Source organism: Odoribacter sp. Z80 (genome assembly GCF_009935865.1).
Taxonomy (GTDB): Bacteria; Bacteroidota; Bacteroidia; order Bacteroidales; family Marinifilaceae; genus Odoribacter.
In genome coordinates this window covers 50,680-71,437 of record NZ_QWEL01000016.1, presented here as the reverse complement: position 1 = coordinate 71,437, position 20,758 = coordinate 50,680, and the positions used below count along the sequence as shown (strand labels likewise).

Annotated in this window: 18 protein-coding genes, 1 tRNA gene and 1 pseudogene; 11 read left to right on the top strand and 9 right to left on the bottom strand. The window is 42.5% G+C overall.

Annotated elements, in window-relative coordinates; genetic code table 11:
* The first annotated feature begins 652 nt into the window (after positions 1 to 652).
* Together D1136_RS09810 and D1136_RS10935 are read left to right on the top strand one after the other, a co-directional pair.
* On the top strand, positions 653 to 1,807 hold the full coding sequence (locus tag D1136_RS09810) for an ATP-binding protein (RefSeq protein WP_161877462.1): 1,155 nt from the start codon (positions 653 to 655) through the stop codon (positions 1,805 to 1,807).
* A 3-nt stretch (positions 1,808 to 1,810) separates the two neighbouring features.
* Positions 1,811 to 1,963: pseudogene (locus D1136_RS10935) on the top strand (GNAT family N-acetyltransferase); the annotation flags it as partial.
* Positions 1,964 to 2,045: 82 nt separating this feature from the next.
* Here D1136_RS10935 and D1136_RS09800 read toward each other — a convergent pair.
* The 7 genes from D1136_RS09800 to D1136_RS09770 form a co-directional block, all read right to left on the bottom strand.
* Positions 2,046 to 2,130 (bottom strand) — tRNA-Ser (locus tag D1136_RS09800).
* Positions 2,131 to 2,229: 99 nt separating this feature from the next.
* Positions 2,230 to 2,757 (bottom strand): chromate transporter, encoded by a 528-nt coding sequence (locus tag D1136_RS09795; RefSeq protein WP_161877461.1) that lies wholly within the window; start codon positions 2,755 to 2,757, stop codon positions 2,230 to 2,232.
* Positions 2,758 to 2,789: 32 nt separating this feature from the next.
* Positions 2,790 to 3,350 carry a chromate transporter gene (locus D1136_RS09790; protein ID WP_161877460.1) on the bottom strand — a complete coding sequence of 187 codons (561 nt, stop codon included), beginning with the start codon at positions 3,348 to 3,350 and terminating at the stop codon, positions 2,790 to 2,792.
* A gap of 167 nt (positions 3,351 to 3,517) precedes the next feature.
* Entirely contained in the window at positions 3,518 to 4,594 is a 1,077-nt protein-coding gene (locus D1136_RS09785; RefSeq protein ID WP_161877459.1) for a serine protease, read from the bottom strand.
* A gap of 13 nt (positions 4,595 to 4,607) precedes the next feature.
* Positions 4,608 to 5,744: a hypothetical protein gene (locus D1136_RS09780; protein ID WP_161877458.1), complete on the bottom strand. Its 1,137-nt coding sequence runs from the start codon at positions 5,742 to 5,744 to the stop codon at positions 4,608 to 4,610.
* A gap of 158 nt (positions 5,745 to 5,902) precedes the next feature.
* Positions 5,903 to 6,877, bottom strand: a complete 975-nt coding sequence (gene bla / locus D1136_RS09775; protein WP_161877457.1) for a class A beta-lactamase, subclass A2 — start codon at positions 6,875 to 6,877, stop codon at positions 5,903 to 5,905.
* Between the two features lie 69 nt (positions 6,878 to 6,946).
* Complete coding sequence (locus D1136_RS09770; protein ID WP_161877456.1) at positions 6,947 to 8,566, bottom strand: RluA family pseudouridine synthase; 1,620 nt, start codon at positions 8,564 to 8,566, stop codon at positions 6,947 to 6,949.
* Between the two features lie 1,395 nt (positions 8,567 to 9,961).
* Between D1136_RS09770 and D1136_RS09765 the strand changes: the two genes are divergently transcribed.
* From D1136_RS09765 to msrB, 4 genes are all read left to right on the top strand, one after another.
* Positions 9,962 to 11,245, top strand: a complete 1,284-nt coding sequence (locus D1136_RS09765; RefSeq protein WP_237567046.1) for an MBOAT family protein — start codon at positions 9,962 to 9,964, stop codon at positions 11,243 to 11,245.
* Between the two features lie 11 nt (positions 11,246 to 11,256).
* A complete protein-coding gene (locus D1136_RS09760; RefSeq protein WP_161877454.1) occupies positions 11,257 to 12,177 on the top strand; it encodes a hypothetical protein in 921 nt (306 codons plus the stop codon).
* 317 nt (positions 12,178 to 12,494) lie between these two features.
* Positions 12,495 to 13,046 carry a GNAT family N-acetyltransferase gene (locus tag D1136_RS09755; RefSeq protein ID WP_161877453.1) on the top strand — a complete coding sequence of 184 codons (552 nt, stop codon included), beginning with the start codon at positions 12,495 to 12,497 and terminating at the stop codon, positions 13,044 to 13,046.
* Positions 13,047 to 13,201: 155 nt separating this feature from the next.
* The gene (gene msrB / locus D1136_RS09750) at positions 13,202 to 14,239 is read left to right on the top strand and encodes a peptide-methionine (R)-S-oxide reductase MsrB (protein WP_237567048.1); all 1,038 of its coding nucleotides are present in this window, start codon (positions 13,202 to 13,204) and stop codon (positions 14,237 to 14,239) included.
* A gap of 79 nt (positions 14,240 to 14,318) precedes the next feature.
* On the opposite strand, the gene D1136_RS09745 is transcribed toward msrB, so the two are convergent.
* Positions 14,319 to 14,846, bottom strand: a complete 528-nt coding sequence (locus D1136_RS09745; RefSeq protein ID WP_161877451.1) for a DJ-1/PfpI family protein — start codon at positions 14,844 to 14,846, stop codon at positions 14,319 to 14,321.
* Between the two features lie 167 nt (positions 14,847 to 15,013).
* Here D1136_RS09745 and D1136_RS09740 point away from each other — a divergent pair, with 167 nt between their 5' ends.
* The 3 genes from D1136_RS09740 to D1136_RS09730 are packed head-to-tail and all read left to right on the top strand — an operon-like array spanning position 15,014 to position 17,266.
* Entirely contained in the window at positions 15,014 to 15,364 is a 351-nt protein-coding gene (locus D1136_RS09740; RefSeq protein WP_161877450.1) for a helix-turn-helix domain-containing protein, read from the top strand.
* Between the two features lie 13 nt (positions 15,365 to 15,377).
* A complete protein-coding gene (locus tag D1136_RS09735; RefSeq protein ID WP_161877449.1) occupies positions 15,378 to 16,439 on the top strand; it encodes a winged helix DNA-binding domain-containing protein in 1,062 nt (353 codons plus the stop codon).
* Positions 16,440 to 16,465: 26 nt separating this feature from the next.
* A complete protein-coding gene (locus tag D1136_RS09730; protein WP_161877448.1) occupies positions 16,466 to 17,266 on the top strand; it encodes an MBL fold metallo-hydrolase in 801 nt (266 codons plus the stop codon).
* 7 nt (positions 17,267 to 17,273) lie between these two features.
* Here the strand turns inward: D1136_RS09730 and D1136_RS09725 are convergent, their stop codons facing one another.
* Entirely contained in the window at positions 17,274 to 18,113 is an 840-nt protein-coding gene (locus tag D1136_RS09725; protein ID WP_161877447.1) for a 1-acyl-sn-glycerol-3-phosphate acyltransferase, read from the bottom strand.
* Positions 18,114 to 18,277: 164 nt separating this feature from the next.
* Between D1136_RS09725 and D1136_RS09720 the strand changes: the two genes are divergently transcribed.
* Entirely contained in the window at positions 18,278 to 19,963 is a 1,686-nt protein-coding gene (locus D1136_RS09720; RefSeq protein ID WP_161877446.1) for a tetratricopeptide repeat protein, read from the top strand.
* 204 nt (positions 19,964 to 20,167) lie between these two features.
* Complete coding sequence (gene rbr / locus D1136_RS09715; protein ID WP_161877445.1) at positions 20,168 to 20,746, top strand: rubrerythrin; 579 nt, start codon at positions 20,168 to 20,170, stop codon at positions 20,744 to 20,746.
* Positions 20,747 to 20,758: the final 12 nt, after the last annotated feature.

Genomic DNA, 20,758 nt, shown 5'->3' with positions numbered 1-20,758 from the left:
GTAGAAAAGAATTTAGACTATATTTTGTAATTTATTGTATTTTAAACCAAGTAAACCTATTTCAGGAAACTACATAGCGATGACTCAAGAAGACGGGGGAGGCAGACGCAAAAGCCCCTTCCCCTTATGTCATAGAGAGATGGAATGATTTTTCTTTCTACACTTTTAGTTGTTTTGAGGTTGATAAAAGTATGGAATGAGGAGGAAAGTAAAATACGGTAAAATGGTGAACATAAATCATTTATTCATAAATCGATGACATTTTTCGGGATGTGAAAATGTCACCGGATTTGTACGTGAATGTCGCCGGATTTTGTTGTTTTTGCTTTCCATTCAAAATGGAAAAACCCTGTAAAATGTTAATTTACAGGGTTTTTCTTGATTTTTCTTTGTCTTGCTGCGGAGAGAGAGGGTAATGAACCAACTCTCCTCAAAATCCTTACTATCAAGGTGATAATCATGTCAAAGTGTCGCGTAGTAATGATTTAGTAACAAATTTTTATCTGTCATAGTTTCCTATTGGCATTCAAGTGTCTGCTCGCGTAATTGTTACTGGTACCAAAGTAATCATTTAATTTGAATTGGGCAAAATGTGATAATATATTTGCTAATTTATTTTTCAATCGTAAATTTGCAAGAAATAAAACTGGCTATGATAGAAAGAACGTTACAGACAAAACTTTTAGAGTTCGTAAAAAAGTATCCGATTGTAACCCTGACTGGTCCGAGACAATCGGGTAAATCGACGTTATTGCGGCATTCATTCCCTGATTATAAATATATTTCGCTTGAAGACCCTGATATACGTTTATTCGCAATGGATGATCCACGGGGATTTTTGGCAACTTATCCGGATAAAACAATCATAGATGAAGCCCAAAGGGTTCCAGCGTTGTTTTCTTATCTTCAAACCCATGTAGACAAGGAGGGACGGGAAGGCATGTATCTGCTTGCAGGCTCACACAATTTTTTGTTGATGGAAAGTATAAATCAATCGCTGGCAGGAAGAACCGCCATTTTGAAATTATTACCTTTTTCTCATGTGGAAATGCAAAAAAGCGGAATCCTTCCGCAAACTGTTGACAAGGAAATTTTCCAAGGTGCTTATCCACGTCTTTATGATAAAGATCTGACTCCATCTGACTATTATTCGTTCTATATTCAAACCTATGTAGAACGCGATGTGCGATTGATGAAGAACATCGGAGATTTGAGTAAATTCATTCGCTTTATCAAGCTATGTGCCGGTCGTATTGGGCAATTACTCAATCAATCCTCTTTAGCGAATGAGTGCGGAGTAGCCGTGTCTACAATTTCCGCATGGATTTCTGTATTGGAGGCAAGTTATATTTGTTATTTGCTGAAACCCGATTACAATAATTATGCCAAGCGATTGGTTAAGGCACCGAAACTTTATTTTTACGATACAGGGTTAGCGTGTTCGTTATTGGATATACGAACCCCTGAACAGGTTTCGATACATTTTCTGCGTGGTGGTCTTTTTGAGAATCTCGTAATCAATGAGTTTATCAAAGCGACCTATAATAAGGGGCAAGAACCTAATCTCACATTCTGGCGCGATAGCACCGGTAATGAAGTTGATTTGTTACAGTATATCAACGGAAAACAATATGCGTATGAAATAAAATCAGGAGCGACTTATTCATCGGATTTCTTCAAGGGTATTGCTAAATGGGCCAAATTATCTGGGGCAGAGTCAGAACAATGTTTCGCAATCTATAACGGGGAGAAGAATATGAAAACTTCGAACGGGAAACTTATGAAGTGGTCAGATTTTACAGTTTGATGTTATGCTAGCAACATAGCATCGATGAGAGTATTAGAGAAAATAGGCTTTCGCAAATGTGGCATATATCGTAATGCCTGTTTCAAGAATGGAGCGTTTACAGATTGCCATTATTTTGAATTGCTAAAAGAGGATTTTAGGGATTTGGTTAAATAGTATAAAAAAACACCTAATTTTACATTCTTGGGTGTAAAATTGGGTGTTTATTTTGCAACTTGCTGATTTTCAGCGTTTATTGCGGAGAGAGAGGGATTCGAACCCCCGGACCTGTGACAGTCAACGGTTTTCAAGACCGCCGCGATCGACCACTCTGCCATCTCTCCAATGTGGGTGCAAATATAGGATGTTTTTTTTTATATACAAAAAGAAAGAAGGTAATTTTTTTAGATGTATGAAAAAATGAATACAAAGAAGTTTTCAGGTTACCAGTATATAAGGAGACCTGTGATACCTGCCAGGCAAATCATTAAGATGGGGTGTATTTTGTATTTCCAGGTAAGGATAAAGGCTCCGGCAAAGATGAGAATGCTTTTGTAATCGATGAAGTTTTCTTTATTCATCAGCATCAGGGAGGCTGCCCCGATGAGGCCTACCGTCATGGGACGTAAACCGGTAAAGGCGGCTTCCACGTATTTGTTGTTTTTGAATTTTGCGAAAAAGTATGAGATGAACAGCACTAATAAAAATGGGGGGAAGCATACGGCAAAAGTGGCAATCACAGAGCCCCACACACTTCCGGTGGCGGTATATCCAATGTAGGTGGCGCTATTGATTCCGATAGGGCCCGGGGTCATTTGGGAAATGGCTACCACATCGGTAAATTCCTGTAAAGTCAGCCAATGGTATTTGTCGACAACTTCGTATTGGATTAGTGATAGCATGGCATAGCCTCCTCCGAATCCGAAGATTCCGATTTTCAGATATACTAAAAGTAATTGCCAGTAAATCATTTTTTTATTATCGTATTATAATAAGACAAGAGTTATTTTTGGGGGAGGTCAGAAGCTTTTTTGATTTTTCCTTTTATCCAGAAAGAATAAACCAGGCCTCCGATGATGCCTGCCAGTACGATGTAGGCAGGAGACACTCCCCCTTTCCAGATTAACAAAGCTCCGATGGCCGGGAATATCAATTGGATTGCATTCAGGTGGAGGGAGCGGGCGGCATTGATACAAGGTACCAGAATCAGGGCTACAACTGCCGGACGGATACCGTTAAATATTTTGATCACCCACACATTGTCCTGAAAATGGTTGAAAAACAATGCTATTGCCAGAATAATGGTAAAGGAAGGAAGGATAGTTCCCAAAGCACAAATTATACTACCTGTCAGTTTTTTTAATTTGTATCCGACGAAAATGGAAATGTTAACGGCAAATATTCCGGGAATGGATTGGGTAACAGCAAATAAGTCCATAAAGTCCTGTTTGGCCAGCCAACCTTTGTTGACGACTTCTCGTTCAATGAGCGGTATCATGGCATATCCTCCTCCGATGGTGAACATACCGATTTTTACGAATGTCAGAAATAGTGTCCAGTACATGCTAACTGTGTGTTAATTTCAATGTAAGCTTACGTACAGAATAAACTACGGAAGTTTGGTTTGCAAAGATACATTTCATCTTGAAGATAGCCTTATAAATTGCGACTAAATTCAGAGGACTTTCGGGAACACTGTTAACATGCTGTTTTTCAGTATAGAATTGCTGATTATCTGCCGGGTGTTCTGGTTGTTTCGGGGTAACTGCAACCGAAGTTCTGGACCAGATAATCAGAGAGTTTGTCGGCCTGGGAGGGTATGGCAAGCAAATGTTTACGTATCTCATCTTTCTTATCTGTTTGCAAGTCAGTCAGGTGTACCCGGTAAGACAGGAAGATCTGGTTTCCGTTGATGCCCAGTTGATAGTCTGTTGGTGCGGATAGTAGGTATTGGAGTAGTGGCTGAAGTTCTTTTTTGGGCAAGAGGTTGATGGGCGAAGTGCAGAATAAATAAGTATGTTGATAGACGAACAGCCGGATTTCCGATTTTCCCGGATAGAAGGTCCAGCTTTCATACCCTGTTCTGGCCAGTACGGGGTTAAGTCCGCATTCTTTAATGATTTCTTCGCAATAGACAGCTAAATCGGTTAAGGGACGGGGGGTAAACAGGTGAAAAGACAGGCGGTCTCCGCAAACGGGACAGTATGCCTTTTCTTCGGAAATAATGGTGTCGCAACCAGGGCATTGGAGGCTCAGTTTGTTTTTATCCAATGTTTTACTGTTTTCTAAGAGGGTACGGATGGAGGAGACCGGTATGCCGAATCCCATGTTGTCGGCATTGGTAAATTTACTGGTGGTAATGGCTATTACCTTTCCCTCGGCATTCAGCATCGGACCTCCGCTGTTGCCGGGATTCACGGCAGCGTCGGTTTGAATGTGGTGGTGTCCGTCCATGTATTGTTGGGGAGAAGAGACGGTACCCTGTGTTACGGTGAAGGGCATGCCGAACGGGAAACCTGCAACCTGAATTTTTTGACCGATCGAGGCTTTTTCCGTAGCGATTTGGAGGAGTGGCAGTCCTGAGAAATCCTCTTCGGAACTGAGGAAGGCAATGTCCAGGGATGGGTTGGCCAACACGACCCGCGCCGGATAACGGTTGTGGTTATGGTCTTCGATGGCCACCTCCTGAAAACCTTCTACTACATGGCTGTTGGTTACAAACACATCATAGTCTTTCAGGTAAAAACAACTGCCGGAGCCTCTGGCCTGACTTACTTTGAATATGTTTCGGTATAGATCCTGTTTCATATAAGTTTGAAGTTTATGCAGCTAAGTGGGATATGTTTTTTCTGAATTTGCCCAACATGATATTTTCCAGTGCGCTATATAATATGGGAGCTGCCTGGGACCAAGGCTGGGCGGAGGTTTCACTTAATGCTTTCCCGACCGTCAGGTTCAGGTCTTCCTGAACCTGATTCTGATAATATATATCGTAAAACAGGTTAATCATACGTATACCGGCTTTTTTTAGTTCTCCGGCTTCCATGTATGTTGTGATTTGTTTAAAAGCGGCGTTGTATTCCTCCCTTATATTTTGCAGGTTGGAACGATGTTTGCCGGGAATGAAGGTTTCTGCGTAAAAGAGGTCTGTGGATATGTCCTCTTTAGATTTTTCCTGCAATTCCTGTATGGCCGTTTTTCCTTTGTGAACGATTTCTGCCAAGGGCAGGTCGCGTCCAAGGTCCCGGATGGCATTTTGCAGGAGATGAAGCAGTTCGCCTTGAGGTTGGGCTACATAGATCAGTTTTAAAAAGGTTGCATTCAGGATGTTCCACATCTCGTTGAATTGCCGGGAAGTTTCGAATAGCCGCAGGGCTTCCTGACATTCACGGCAACTTTGCTGAATGGCTTCATAGATATAGTCTGTTGCTCCGAAATCATAGGGAGTAAAACGGGGATGAATGATGCGTTCCGCATCGAATTCGTGAGTGAAGATGCGGTCACATTTTTCTCCGATATGGCAGATTTCCTTCAATACATTGTAAATTTTTTTCGGATGGCTATGAATGCACGGACTATGGTATTCCAGATTCAATTGATTGTCTTGTAGAACGATCCGGCTCAAATCCAGGTCCTGGAAGTTGATGGCAGCTGCTTGCCGCATGATAGCTATCTGTTCCTGGGCAGGCAGATAAACCAATGGCGCTTTGATGTGCAGATGTTCTTTATCAAAGCGGATGATAATAGTCATGGCTCCGTGAGGAATATGGAATTCCTGTCCGGATACATTTCCAAATCTTTTCCGGAGGTCAGGATGAATTGAATCCAGTAAAGTATGCATGGCTGTCAGAAAATCCCCGTTTTCAAAAGCTTCAATGCTTAGGTCCAATACTTCACTGGATTCTTGGGAAGCAGTGGAAGTAATAACGGGAAAATGAAATGAAAAAGTATGCTTCATGTATTTATTGGATTAAGACTTAAAATTCGACACTAAACAAAGATAATGCCGTCATCTGTAATATGCAAAATACATGGAACTGTTTATTTATTTTTATGTTTATATAATGGGTTTTGTAAATATTTGTATAAACTTAATTAACAGATGTTTATGTAGTATCAATGTGTTGGTGTCTGGTTGTAGTGCTCGTAGGCAGACCGGGCAATCCGGGCAATGAGAAGGGCATTGGCTTTATCGTCTTCTGCGGAATCCATAATGAATACGGCAATGGTAAAATATCTGCCATCGGGGAGCCTGATGAAACCAACATCGTTGTCTCCTGCTTTCTGTCCGTTTGCATTGCGGTCGGAACTTCCGGTTTTGTGTCCGACAGGTGTACCGGGAGGAAGGAGACCTTTCAATTTATCTGCTCCCGTACTGGTTGCCAGCATGAGTTTTTCCAGAAAGTTTTGGTAGGGGGCGGACAACAGGGTTTTGCTGAGAAATTTTTCCAAAAGCTCTGTCATGGCTGAAGGGCGGCAGTGGTTCAGGTAAGGATTCTCCTGCTGATGCATTGTGTTCTCTGTTGCCACAATGGTTATACCGGAAATTCCTGTCCGGGTGAGATAATCCTGGATAGCGGCAGGACTGCCCAGATAGTGGATGAGTATATCGCAAGCATTGTTATCGCTGAGTGTTACGGTATATCTTAAGAGTTCGCTGATACTGATTTTGAAACTTCCTTCCGGCCGGGTGTCCCGCAACGGGCTGTAAGTGTTAGGATGCAGGTCTGACGGGGTAACGTAAATTTCAGTTTCCAACGGTAATTGTTTTTTATCCAATTTGCTCAGGACTGCCAGGGCTAATGGGAATTTGAACGTACTCATCATAGCATACCGGGTACTGTCGTTGCAGATGATTGTTTCCTTATCGCCAAACCGGATGGCAACTCCCACTTTAGCGCGGTGGGTGCGGATAAGGGTTTTTATTTGGTTTTGCAGGGTGGCATTATCCTGGCGGGATGTAACTCCGGCTGCCTGCTTTTTCGGTTGTTTGCATTTCCGGTTGTCACCGGTTGTTGATGAGTTTGTTGCGGTGCGGCAGGAAATACAAAAAATAAAAAGCAGCAGAAATACGGGAATGTAGGTTTTCATAGTGAAGGGTTTCATTGGAATTTTACACAAGTATAAAATTAATTGGTGAGATAGGGAAAGGGTAGAGAGTTAAAAATCAGCTTTCTTTTCCAGGTGAATTTTTTGGCCGGAAATGGGATGGATAAATTCCAGATATTCCGCATGCAGATATAGTCGTTTGGCTTGTTGTCCGTAGAGCGGGTCACCGGCAATGGGACAATTCAGACCGAGCGGGTGGGCCGCGTGTACTCTCAACTGGTGAGTACGACCTGTTTGCGGATAAAAGGCAATACGGGTATGTTGTCCTGAGTGTTCGAGTACACGGTAATGGGTGACAGCAGGTTTTCCGAATTCTTCATTGACCATTTGGCGGGGACGGTCGTGGATATCCGGGCAGAGCGGTAAGCGTATATATCCTTCCCCGGTAGGAACGATGCCTTCCAGTAGTGCTGTATAGCGTTTCCGGACTGTTTGCCGGAGGAATTGCCGTTGCAGGTGTTCGTGAACGGTTTTGTTTTTTGCGATTACCAGCAACCCGGAAGTAGCCATATCCAGCCGGTGTACAATAAGGGGACCTGTCGCTTCCGGGTAACGCCGGCGGACCAGGTCAAAGACTGATGGTTGTGTGGTTTTACCCGGGACAGTCAGCATTCCTTCCGGTTTGTTGACAACCAACAGCCAGGCGTCTTCATAAATTATTTCCGGAAAAAGGATGGGGGAGTTATTGTCCGGTCCTGGTGGAGTATCTACACTTAATCCTTGCAACATAAACCGGAGGATGGGACCGCATTTCCCCTGGCAAGCCGGATAATAATTCCCCTGCCGGCGGATTTCCGTTTTTGGGGAACAACCCCACCAAAATTCAGCCATGGCAATGGGTTGGAGTCCGTTTTTATAGGCATACTGAAGCAGTTTCGGTGCGGCACATTCTCCGGCTCCTGCCGGTGGATTGCTTTGTCCTTCTTCGCGGAATAGATCAAATACATTTTTCATTTCTCCCCGGGCATTGAGCAGGCGGAATTGCTTGAACAGTGATTGTTGCAATTGGGCAGAATGTTGTTTACGTTTGGTTTTCAGGTATTCGATGCGGGCTTTAAACCCGTTTATATTGTTTTGAAGAGTGTCTGTTTGTTCTTTCCAGTATTTTTCCAGGCGTTTGTATTCTGCTTTCTGGTGCTGACTTTCCCGAATCAAGGCTGAGGTATCGATGTCCGGAAGGTTTGTGTTGCGTTGTAAATCGCGGGCTGCTTTTGCCGCTTTCAATTCTATCCGGGCATGGTTCAGTGATTTTTCGGCTTGCAAGCGTTTTGCCGCCAAATCCTGTTGTGCTTTGAGAAAAGCCGGTTCGCTTTCAAGTTGTCGGATTTCCTGATTCAGGGCGGAAATCAGTTGCTCTTCCTGTCGGAAAAAACCGTCCGGTTGTTGCAGGTTATAGACTGGCGGAACAAAATAAGGATGTATATAGCTGCCGTCCAATATACCGGAAAAAGCGGCAAGAAAGCCCAATTGTTTTTGTGGTGTACGAATTACCAAGACCCCGAACATTTTTCCTTCTTCCGGTTTTTGCTTCCATATCTCCATTGTCTGGAGGTAGTTCTGAAGCTCTTTTACCGCCTCTATACACAAAGGATGGGGTGTATAATGGAAAGGATTGGTGAACTGTACAGGCAGGTGTGTATCGGAGAGTTCATGCTGAAAAAAATGAATCATAACCCGGGATTATAATTTATGGTAAAGGTAAGTATTTAAAATGGAAGTTGGAGCAGATCGTAGTATAAAAGCTGTAAATAAGCGGTTTAGGAGGCAATTTGAAGAAGAGTGCAAAGCCAAAAGAAACCACTTCAAAGTCAAAAGAAGCAAGAGTTTCGTTACTAAATCATTATTTCCCGACTAGTGAAAAATGATTTTTCCGTTTGGCTGCAACCCTCTGAAAAATTTGGATTTAGTCGTGTCTACGCCTGTAAATATAGCCGATACCCGTCATGAGGATAGTCAGCCGGAAAGTCTGTCAGTCAACTAGTCTGCCATCCGTTCATCAATACATTAGCACGTGTGATTCTATTTTCAACAGCAGGAATAGCAAAGCAGTCATTCCTGTTTACAAAGGCAGAGTAAAGGGCTTTCCGTCTGCTGCAAGGTCAAGCGGTTACGTCATTGGAGGAAGAATACTACCCGAAGCATGAGGGTGGAGATTATTCCTCCAAACCTTGCATCCGACCGCCTCAGGCAAAGAAGCCTTTGAAAACGAAAATGACCGTCCTGTCACTCACCGAACGAAAAGGAAAATTATAAGGAAGGTTCGGGCGAGGGAGAGGGAGAACACCGTCCTGCATAGGGAGGTAGCCACACGAGGAAACCATCGAAGCTCTGCAAACCGAGATACAGACCTGCGGGCTGACCACAGCCGCCAAGTGCTGGAAATGCAGCAACGGCACATGACGGAAATACAAACGAAAGAAGCCGAACACAAGAAAGAGGTATCAAGGCTTATCCGTCTTGTAGAGAAGCTCTGCGCTTGGTTCCCGTTGGTGAATGATTCAAGGAGCAGTTCAAGAGGCTAAGACAAAGCATGCGACAGCCCATACAACTGCAACGTAAAAGTATGGGAATGAAGATGTAAGAACAGGTAGCGTTGGATTTTTTTTTACGTAGCAGGTGAAGAAAGCCGTCATAAGATTAAGTGATTATTGGAGCTTTTTTTCTACTTTTGCAACTGGATTGGGGCAACCTCTTCCAAGACATATTAGAAAGTTAAGAAGCGTTATGCTTATCTTGTGAATTGGAAACGTAGGAAATTTCACAATTACACACAAGGAGGGCATAGTGGTTCTCATGCTATAGCGTGGGCTGCTATCACCATATTCGTGTGTAAAGGTTTTTCCTACGACCTCCAATTCAGAACGTGGCATTTGCAGTTCCACGCTTCGTGGTTTAAATAGGAATAGTCTTTGTGGAGCTGGAAAGACATAATGTGTAAAGGTCAAGATGCTTTTTAATTCATTACATTTTCTGCTTTTTTTCCCAGTCGTATGCGTAATATACTTTATTTTACCCTCATTGAGGGTACGTAACCTATTTTTGCTTGGTGCAAGTTACTATTTTTATATGAATTGGGAGCCAGTATATGCATTGCTTCTCTTTACAAGTACGACTATCACCTATTTAGCAGCACTTGGCATAGGGTATTGTAAAGAACGACGTGGAAAACGTTTGTATTTAGTAGGTAGCTTAGTTCTTAATCTAAGTATCCTTTTTTTATTCAAGTATTACAATTTTATGGCAGAAAACATAAGTGACTTGTTGGCACGATGGGGAATGTCTGTACAAATGCCTGAATTCAATCTCCTTTTACCTGTCGGGATTTCATTTTATATTTTTCAAGCATTAGGCTATTCTATTGATGTATATAGAGGTAATACCCTTATTGAAAAAAACTTCTTTACTTATGCACTGTTTGTATCGTTTTTCCCCCAACTTGTAGCTGGACCTATAGAGCGTTCTACTAATCTGTTACCGCAGTTTAAGCAAGAACATTCTTTTTCCTATGAAAATATTATGACAGGAATTCGTCTTATGCTTTGGGGATATTTTTTAAAATTAGTACTTGCAGACCGCTGCGCTCTTTATGTTGATCCAATATTTAACAACGTGCCTTATCATAATGGAGGTTCTTTTTTATTAGCTTCGTTGTTTTTCCCCTTTCAAATTTATGGAGATTTTGCGGGATATTCACTGACAGCCATTGGAGCTGCTAAAGTTATGGGATTTAATTTAAAGGAAAATTTCAGAAGACCATACTTCGCAACCACCGTCACTGACTTTTGGAGGCGTTGGCACATTTCATTATCAACTTGGTTTAGAGATTATGTGTATATACCAATGGGAGGAAATCGTGTAAGTACCTTAAGATGCTACTTTAATGTTATGATAACATTTATAGTGAGTGGAATATGGCATGGTGCGAACTGGACATTTATTATATGGGGAGCAGTACATGGGATGTTACAATGTGTTGAAAAACTATTAGGATGGAACAAAGAACAATGGAAAGTGCGAGGAAAAATCATTCATTGGGGACTTACATTCTGTGTTGTATGTCTGGCATGGATCTTTTTTCGGGCAAACACCATTTCGGATGCTTTTCTGATAACAAAAGGCATATTTACAAATTTAGCTATGCCTTATATGCGTGTTGCTGATTTTCTTGCTATTGCTTTAGCTCTAACCATAGTATTTATGAAAGAAATCATCGATGAATATGATTTAAAAATCCGAATATCGGAGTCTCCTATTTGGATAGTCAGACATATGTATATAGTAGGTATGATAGCATTTATCATCCTTTTTGGAGTACTGAATGGCGACCAATTTATCTATTTTCAATTTTAATCTGTTTGAAAATGAAGAATTTATTAAAAAGCCTTTTATTTGTTTTTGTTGCTCTGTTCGCAGTGGACAGAATTGGTGGGCAAATAATGTGGTGGGTAAACCAACATACACAAGACATGTCGGGACCAAAACTAAAATATTTAGCAAATGAAGTGGATGCAGATATTGTCTTGTTGGGCACCTCACGTTGTAATTTTCATTATGTACCCTCTATATTGTCAGATTCTATAGGTATGAGTGTTTACAATGGAGGCATTGATGCCAGTAATTGTATTTATGCCCATTACTTTGTCTTGAATCAAATTTTGTTACATCATACTCCAAAGATTATTTGTTTGGAATTGATGACGAGCGATTACGCTGTTTCTGCTAATTCTTTCGAAACAACAAGTTTTTTTGCTCCTTATATCGGAAGAAGCGAAAAAGCTGACTCTGTATTTCGAGAAGCTGGCAATTATTGGTACTATCGTCTTTGCCATCTTTATCGCTACAATGCCAAAGCAGTATCTAATATGGGTGGGTTACTCGTGAATAAGCAGCTAGAAAGCGAATCTGGTTATATACCTTTGCCACGGCCTATGTTTGTCCCTGAAAGATTAGACAAAGTCCATAAATCTAAAAATATAGATGAATTGAAACTGCAATACATAAGAAAGTTTATCATGCTATGTAAAAGCCATCATATTGCGCTTGCGTTCATGGTGTCACCGGCTTATAGTGAAGCTGATACAGATTTGTATGGAACGTTAAAGGATGTGGCTAAAGAAAATGAAATACCATTCTTTGACTATCATACGCAAGGGCTATTTTTAAATCATCCGGAATATTTTAAAGATAGCGGACATTTATGGGATAAGGGGGCTCGTTTGTACACCTCTATTTTTGCTCATGATTTAAAACATTATATAGTCACCCATTCAACTGGGAATTAATGAAATTTCTCTTGAGTGTAGTAAAAATCCAAGAGCATAAAAATATTTATAGTAATTCCTGCCTTTGGGGGTAGGAATTACTATTTCCCGCTTATAATTATTTGGTAATGTTCAATAACAACTCTATATTTGCATAGAGTTGTTTGACAGGTATGCAAAGTACTGCAATTCAGAGCAGTTACACTCTCGCTAAATTGTTACCGTAAACTTCTCGTTTTTTTACTTCCTGCTGTCATACAGATAGATATATGAAAATTACTTATCCTATGCAAAGATAGGAAAACGATTTTGTTTCTGTACTTTTGTTGAAAAATGTAATGAAAGATAAGGTTGTTATTTTTGAGGATTATACGCTCAGGGAGGCGTTATTGGAAGATGCCTCTATGATTTGGCAAGCCATTGATACGCACAGGGATTATTTAGTGACCTGGTTGCCGTTTGTTGACCGTTTGAAGCGGGAAGGGGACGAAGAGGCTTTTTTAGCAGATGTTCTTGCTGTACCTTATGAAGAAAGGAATCTGGTCTATGTCATTGAGAAAGGAAAAGAGTTTTGCGGGTTGGTTGGTTTTGTAAGTACGGATTGGGAGAACTGCCGAACGGAGATAGGTTACTGGCTTTTGCCGGAATATCAGGGACGCGGGGTCATGTCCCGGTGTGTACGTTATTTGTGTGGGTGGGTTGTGGAATGCCGTTCCATGAACCGCATCCAAATCCGGTGTGCTGTAAAAAACTTTTCCAGTAATGCCATACCCCGGCGTCTGGGGTTTCATCTGGAGGGAACCGAGCGGGACGGTGAATTACTGGCTTCCGGTGAGTATACTGATATAAATGTTTATAGTTTATTGAAAAGAGAAGTGATGAACGATTAGGTCGTATAGGGAAAAGAGGGGCATTTGGTAACTTTATTCCGGTATTTTTCGGTAAAACAGAGGTAGGATGATTGGGAGTTGATACATACAAGAGAAACGGTATGAGAGTTACAGTTATTTTGTTTTTTCTGTTGGCAGGTATGGAGGGGTGCAGAATGCAGCAAGAAAAAAAAGAGGAAATTCCGCAGGAGGAGAAAAGTATGGAAGGACAAAAAGAGATTTATTTGGCGGGAGGTTGTTTTTGGGGAACGGAGCATTTTATGAAGCAAATTCGGGGAGTAGAGTCAACCCGGGCCGGATATGCCAATAGTTCTTTGGAGAAGCCTACTTATCAGCAGGTTTGCAGTGGGCGAACCGGGGCGGCGGAGGCCGTTCAGGTCGTTTACGACCCTGAAAAAGTAGGACTGCCTTTATTGCTGGAACTTTATTTTAAAACGATAGATCCGACAAGCCTGAACCGGCAGGGAAATGACAGAGGCACACAATATCGTACCGGTATTTATTATACAGATGTTTCTGACCGTCCGGTAATTGAGACAGCTTTGAATGTTTTATCTTTAAAATACGATCGTCCTTTGGTGGTGGAAGCAGGTCCTTTGATTAATTTTTATCCGGCCGAGGGGTATCATCAGGATTATTTGGAGAAGAATCCGGGCGGATATTGTCATATAGACCCGGTTTTGTTCCAACAGGCCAGGGATGCCAATAGACTGGCGGATGTTCCGGAAGCGGTGGAGAAACGTGTTTTTAGCCGTCCCGGAGATGCGGTTTTGAAGGAAAGACTAACTCCGTTACAATATGCTGTAACTCAGATGAATGCAACGGAAACTCCTTTCCGGAATGCTTATTGGGATGAAAACCGGGAGGGGATATATGTGGATATAACTACCGGAGAACCTTTGTTTGTATCTACCGATAAGTTTGAATCCGGTTGCGGATGGCCCAGTTTTTCAAAGCCTATCCGGCCGGATGTGATTGAGGAACGGTCGGATGCTTCTCACGGGATGAGGAGAACAGAAGTCCGGAGCAAAACCGGAAACGCCCATTTGGGGCATGTGTTTACAGATGGGCCGCAAGAACGGGGTGGGTTACGTTATTGTATAAACAGTGCTTCTTTGCGCTTTATTCCCAAAGACGAGATGGAGAAAGAAGGGTATGGGGAATATTTATCCTTTCTTGGCGGGAGGAATTGATAACCAATTGTGAGTTACAGGGAAAAGCCGGAAATTTTGCCGCAGAGGCGGGTTTCCGGCTTTATTGTAACTGGTGATGCTATTGCAGCGCTTTGAGTAGTTGGGGCAAAAGAACAGGAATAGTGTGTTCGCATTGCGCTGTGTAAAAGTTATCGTCGATTACAGCTGCTTCATCCGTAGCTATTGCTTTTTGTATAGCGGGTTTGGCTAAAGGATGGAGGGCGATTTTTTTGCCTTCTGTTATTCCTGCTATTTCAAAAATCAGTCCTGCTGCGCAATGGCCTGCCATGATTTTGTGTTTTTCTGCAAACTCTTTGATGACGGAGAGCATATCGAGGTTGAATGTTTCTCCGGCGTGGTCCTTGAAAACCGGAACGGCATCCCCGCAGGCGAATACCAGTGCATCGTAGTTGTTGGCGTGGCCTTTTAGGTGGGCTACAATATCGTCGGCCTGGAGAGTAATGCCGGAATTGCTCCGGATGGTGGTGGTGTTTGCTACTGCAAATACCTTGCAGGAAATACCATTTTCGAAGAAAGCTTCCAGATATTGGAATAATCCGGCTCCGTTTACCGGGTTTACAGCTAAGATGGCTACTTGTTTTGTCATGTGTTAATTTTATAAAGTGGAACATTAGTTATTTTTCGTAACTTTATTACTTTTGTAATGCGAAGGTAGGTGTGATGAATTCGAAAAACAAGAACGCACCTGCAGATAAGTTGGTTACAGAAAAGTAACGGATGTTGGGTTTCAATGAAATAGACAATAGTTAAAAAATGAAAAATTTTCATCATACGGACCATTGTCCGGTCAGGGATGTATTAAGCCGGTTGAGTAGCAAGTGGGGAATGCTGGTATTGGTGACTTTGAAAGCAAATGAGGTCATGCGTTTTAATGATATACAGCGGAGTATCGGTGATATTTCTCAGCGGATGCTCGCCGTAACGCTTCGGACTTTGGAAACGGATGGTTTGGTGGTGCGGAAGGTCTATCCGGAGGTGCCTCCCCGGGTGGAGTATCGCCTGACGGAAAGGGGATATAGTTTGATGCCTTATCTGGAGGGGCTGATAGAGTGGGCATTTGTTCATATGCAGGAGATTGTGTTGGAGAGAGAGCAACGTCTCTAAATTATAAATGTGTATGGTAGAGGAGATTATAAAAGTCAGGATAAAAAATCAGCAGTTGGTTACTCCTGCTTTTGAACGGGCCGGAGAACTGGTAGGGTGGATGGGGGCCATGCAGGCCCAGGATTATGCTATGGTCAAATGGGCTGTCGGGTTACGGTTGAAGCAAGGTTCTCTGGCTACTGTAAATGAGGCTTTGCAACGGGGGGAAATTGTGCGGATGCATGTTATGCGGCCTACATGGCATCTGGTTGCCGGGGAGGATATACGTTGGATGTTGAAGTTGTCCGGGCTGCGGGTGAAAAAATGTATTGATTTATGGTCGAAAGGAAAAGGAATTGATATACCGGAGGATTTATACACCCGTTGTAATGATTTGTTCGGAAAAGTTTTATCGGGGCGGCGGTGTATGACGAAGGAGAGGATAGAGGAGGAGTTGAAAAGGGCGGGAATTCCTGTTGATGCGGAGCGGGTGAGACGTTATCTGCTTCGGAGTGAGGTGGAGGGGATTTTGTGTAGTGGGGCGGATGAAGGGGGGAAACCGACGTATGCCCTTTTGGATGAATGGGTAGCTCCTGCTCCTGATTTAAGCAGAGAAGAGGCGCTGGCTAAGTTGGCCTTGAATTATTTCCGGAGCCATGCTCCGGCTACCTTGAAAGATTTTATCTGGTGGTCCGGTTTGACGATTTCGGAAGCAAAGAGGGCTGTCGGGGCGTTGGGAAACGGGTTGTGCCGCGAATGTATAGGCGGTCAGGAGTTTTTGTTCCATCAGTCTTGCAGAGAGAGCGGGAAGGGGGATTGTTTTCATTTTTTGCCCTCTTATGACGAATATTTAATTGCTTACAAGGACCGGAGTGCCGCTTTGGATGCTGTACATGTTCCGAAGGTTCATAACAAGTGGGGAATTTTTTATCCTGTTCTCCTTTATCAGGGAAAGATTGTTGGGAACTGGACAAAAAAACAGGGGAAGGAACGGATTTCTTTTACTGTCTCTTTTTTTGAGCAGGAAAACGGAGTTGAACCCAGGTTGGTGGAATCGGCAGGGAAGGAATTTCTGAGGTTTTGCGGAAGATATTGAAAAGAGTTTTATGAAATAATTTTGATATGGAATTAATCATGCTGGGTACGGGGAATGCTATGGCAACCCGTTGTTATAATACCTGTTTTGCTTTTTGTCAGGAAGGGGAGTGTTTTCTGGTAGATGCCGGAGGCGGTAACGGAATATTCAATCAATTGGAAAAGGCGGATATTGCTTTTATGTCTATCCACCGTATGTTTATAACCCATGCCCATACAGACCATATTTTAGGGAGTATCTGGGTGATTCGGAAGATAGCGACACTGATGTCTAAAGGAGAGTATACAGGTAATTTTGTGGTGTATGGTCATGAAGAAGTGATTGATGCACTGACTCTTTTTTGTCGTTTGACGCTGTCGGGAAAGATCGTGAAGTATATCGGAGAGCGTATTGTGTTTCAGCGAGTGGAGGACGGTAGCCGGGCAGAGGTATGCGGGATGAAATTGCAGTTTTTCGATATTGCTTCCACCAAGATGAAGCAGTTCGGTTTCCGGGCTGAGTTGTCAAGCGGGGAATTGCTGGTTTGTTTGGGAGACGAACCTTATAATGAGGTTTGCCGGAATTATGTCGAGGGGGCGGATTGGTTGCTGTGTGAGGCTTTTTGTTTATACGCCGAGCGGGAAATATTCTCACCCTATGAGAAACACCATAGTACAGCTTTGGATGCAGGCAGGCTGGCGGGGAAATTGGGAATAAAAAATCTGGTTTTGTATCATACGGAGGATAAAAACCTGGCTTCTCGCAAAATAAGGTATTCGTCTGAAGCCAGGGAGGTATTTTCCGGAAATGTTTTTGTGCCAGACGATTTGGAGCGGATGGAAATATGAGTTTTTTTTATTCCGTTTGTAGTTCCTGGAGCCCGTAAACTTTCTTTTTGATTTCCTGGGCCCATTCCAGCGGTTTTTTGCTATGGTCCAGGCTTTGCCAGGGAATACGTTTGCCGATGCGGATGGTGAAAGTCCGGCCGCGTTGTTTGAATGTTTCGTCGGGAAGGTAAAGCATTTCGATATTGGCTTTTAATCCGATTTTTTTCCGGAAATTAGCCAGGCGATAGAAAAAGTCGGAGTTTTTCCCTTCTATAAAAATAGGGATGATGTCCCGTTGGTGTTGAATTGCCTTGGAAACGAAACTTTTTTGCCATTCGAGGTCCCGGATGACTCCTTTTTGTTTGCGGCTGACCAGTCCGGCGGGAAACATAATCATTTGACAGTCGGAAGCGTAGGCTTCTTCTATTGCAGTTACGGCTTCTTTGGCTTGTGCGCCGTGTTTATTTACCGGAAGGAAGATGTTGTTCAGTTTTTTCAGGTTCAGCAGAAGGTCATTGACCGGGAATTTTAACCGGGGATAGTGTGTGCCCAGGAAAGAAATCAGGATAATACCGTCCGGTCCACCCAATGGGTGATTGCTGACGAATATATAGCGTCCGTTTTGAGGAGGCAGGTTTTCTTCACCCACAACTTTGTAGGATACCCGGAGAAATTCGAGAATGGCATCTGAGAAATCCAGTCCCGTCCGGTCGCCGTACCGGGTGATAAAGTCGTTTATATCGTTCTGGTGAATAATTTTTTTCAGATAAGTATAGATGAAACCCGGAATCATTTTAGCGAGTCCGGGGTTTTTGCCTTTAAATATTTGTTCGATATATATTGGTTTTAAGCGATTATTGTCTGTCATAAGATAGTGATTTTGGTTTACAAAGATAGGAATAAAACGGAAATTATAACTTCTGATATCGGATGAAATCCGGGATTGCGGAGTAACTTTCGTTTTTGCCGTGCGTTAAAAGAGGTATGTAGTAGAAAAATGGAATGAATTAAGTTAAACTAAAAACAAGAGGTATGAAACGTACATTTTTTATGACGGGATTGATTGCGCTGGTACTGGCGTTTTTCATGGCCGGTTGTAATTCAATGAAAAAGTTACAAAAGGAGGTGATTGAAACGGCAGTCGTTGGTTATGTTAATCCGCAGCAATTGGAGGCAGTAAACGGAGTGGTGGACTTTAATTATACGGTGAACTTTGCTCCGAAACAATTTGACAAGAAACTGATTCTGAAGATTACCCCGAAATTGCAATACGGGAATCAAATGCTGAAATTGCAGCCGATGTATTTACAGGGAGAGAAGGTGAAAGATGCCAACTATCCGGTTGTCGACTATGATAAAGGGAGTAGTTTTACCCAAAAAATGTCTTTTAATTTCAAGCCGGGTATGGAAAATGGGGTGCTTTGGGCAGATATTGAAGCCATGCGGGGGAAGAAAGCCTTTATGTTGAGTCCGGTTATTTTGAATAAGAACGGGATAAAGGTATGGAAACAACCGGCATTTTCATTGAATGGGGTGAATTATGTTCCGGTTATGACAGAGACCTTTGTGGAGGATGTTCCGGCTACCGGTGTCGGCGTTGTGAGTGGTTATGTCATGTTTCCCTTAGGTAAGTCTGCTATTTCTGAGGCTCAACAGAATTCTCCGGTGATGTCTCAGGCAGTGAAGGCTATGGAAAAAGTGTTGGCAGATAAAAATGCTAAGATTACAAATATGTTTATTTATGTTTCCAACTCGCCGGAAGGGGCAGAACGCCTGAATAAGAACTTAGCCAATAATCGTTTCCGTTCGGCTAAAACATTCTTTGAGAAGGATTTGAATTTGCAGAATACGCCAATGGCCCGTAATCCGAAGTTTGTAGTGCAGCAGACGGTATCTGAAAATTGGAACGGACTGTATATGTTGCTTGAAGATTCTGATATTCAGAATAAAGAACAGATTATTAAAGAGTTGAAAGATGCACCGAACGCAAAGGCCCGGAATAAAGTGATTGATTCTTATATTTCAAAAGTTCCTGAGTTGCAAGATGTCATCCTTCCGGTTCTTCGCCGTGCAGACTTTTTTGTGTTCTATACGGAACCGACAACTGTGCAGGAGGATGTTCAACTCACTTATTTTGCCCCTCAGCTGACGGAAAAGACGCCTGCGGTGACGGCTCAGACGAATTGGCAGTTGCTGAATGACCTGGCTGTCATGGCAATTAATAACAAGGAATATGCCAAGGCTCAGAAATTGCTGGAATCTGCTATTGCTTTGAAGCAGGATGCTACGGTAAATAACAATCTGGGGGTTGTTCATGCAAGAATGGGGCATAAGCGGGAAGCTGCCCAGTGTTTTGACAAAGCTAAGCTTCGTAAAGAAGCCCGCTATAATATGGGACTGGTTTTGATGGAAGACGGAAACTATGCCAAAGCTATTCCTTATTTGAAAGATCAGCCGAATATTTATTTGGCTTATTCTCAGTTGATGAATAATGATAACCGGGCAGCATTGAATACTTTTCATAAGATTAAGATGCAGAACGCTATGGATTACTATCTGATGGCAGTTGCCGCAGCGAGAGTGAAAGATACCAAGGAAATGGGTGCAGCTTTGACAAAAGCCGTTGATATGCAACCGGACCTGAAAAAACGGGCTGCCACCGATATAGCATTTTATCCTTATAAAGGCGACCCCGTTTATATGCAAATTGTGAAATAGGGGAAGTGTTTTTTTAGTTTAGCGCATGTATGGTATGAGGAATACCGTATATGCGCTATTTTATTACACTAAATTTACAATTATCGGCATATACGGTATTCTGTTGGGATAACATGATTATTGGGTATGTATTGTGTCTGATTTTTAAACTTATTTTGACATTTTCCGTAAAAGTTTTTAATTACATCTACAAAATGAATGATTATGGATAGAATGATTAAAGGAACTGAAACGGAAAAGAACTTGTTAAAGGCATTTGCCGGGGAATCGCAGGCAAAAAACCGCTATACTTTTTTCTCGGAGGTAGCCCGGAAGGAAGGTTATGAGCAGATTGCCGGAATATTTTACGAAACAGCTTTGCAGGAAGAGATGCATGCCAAGCGTTTTTTCAGTTATTTGGAAGGGGGGATGCTGGAAATTACGGCTGCTTATCCTGCGGGAGCTATCTTAGATACTCCGCAAAATCTGATTGAAGCGGCTGACGGAGAACACGATGAAGCATTTAATTTATATCCTGCTTTTGGAAGAATAGCTGAGGAAGAGGGCTTTAAAAAGGTTGCGGCTACTTTTAAGTATGTCACGGAAGTGGAGAAAATGCATGAGCAACGCTATCTGAAATTGCTGGAAAACATGAGGGAAAATCTGGTGTTTTCACGTCCGGAAGAGGTACGCTGGTATTGCCGGAAATGCGGATATGTACATGTTGGGAAGACTCCTCCGGAAGTTTGTCCTTCCTGTTTGCATCCTAAAGCCTATTTCGAATTGTTTCCGGAGAATTATTGAAAATCTGCAGGG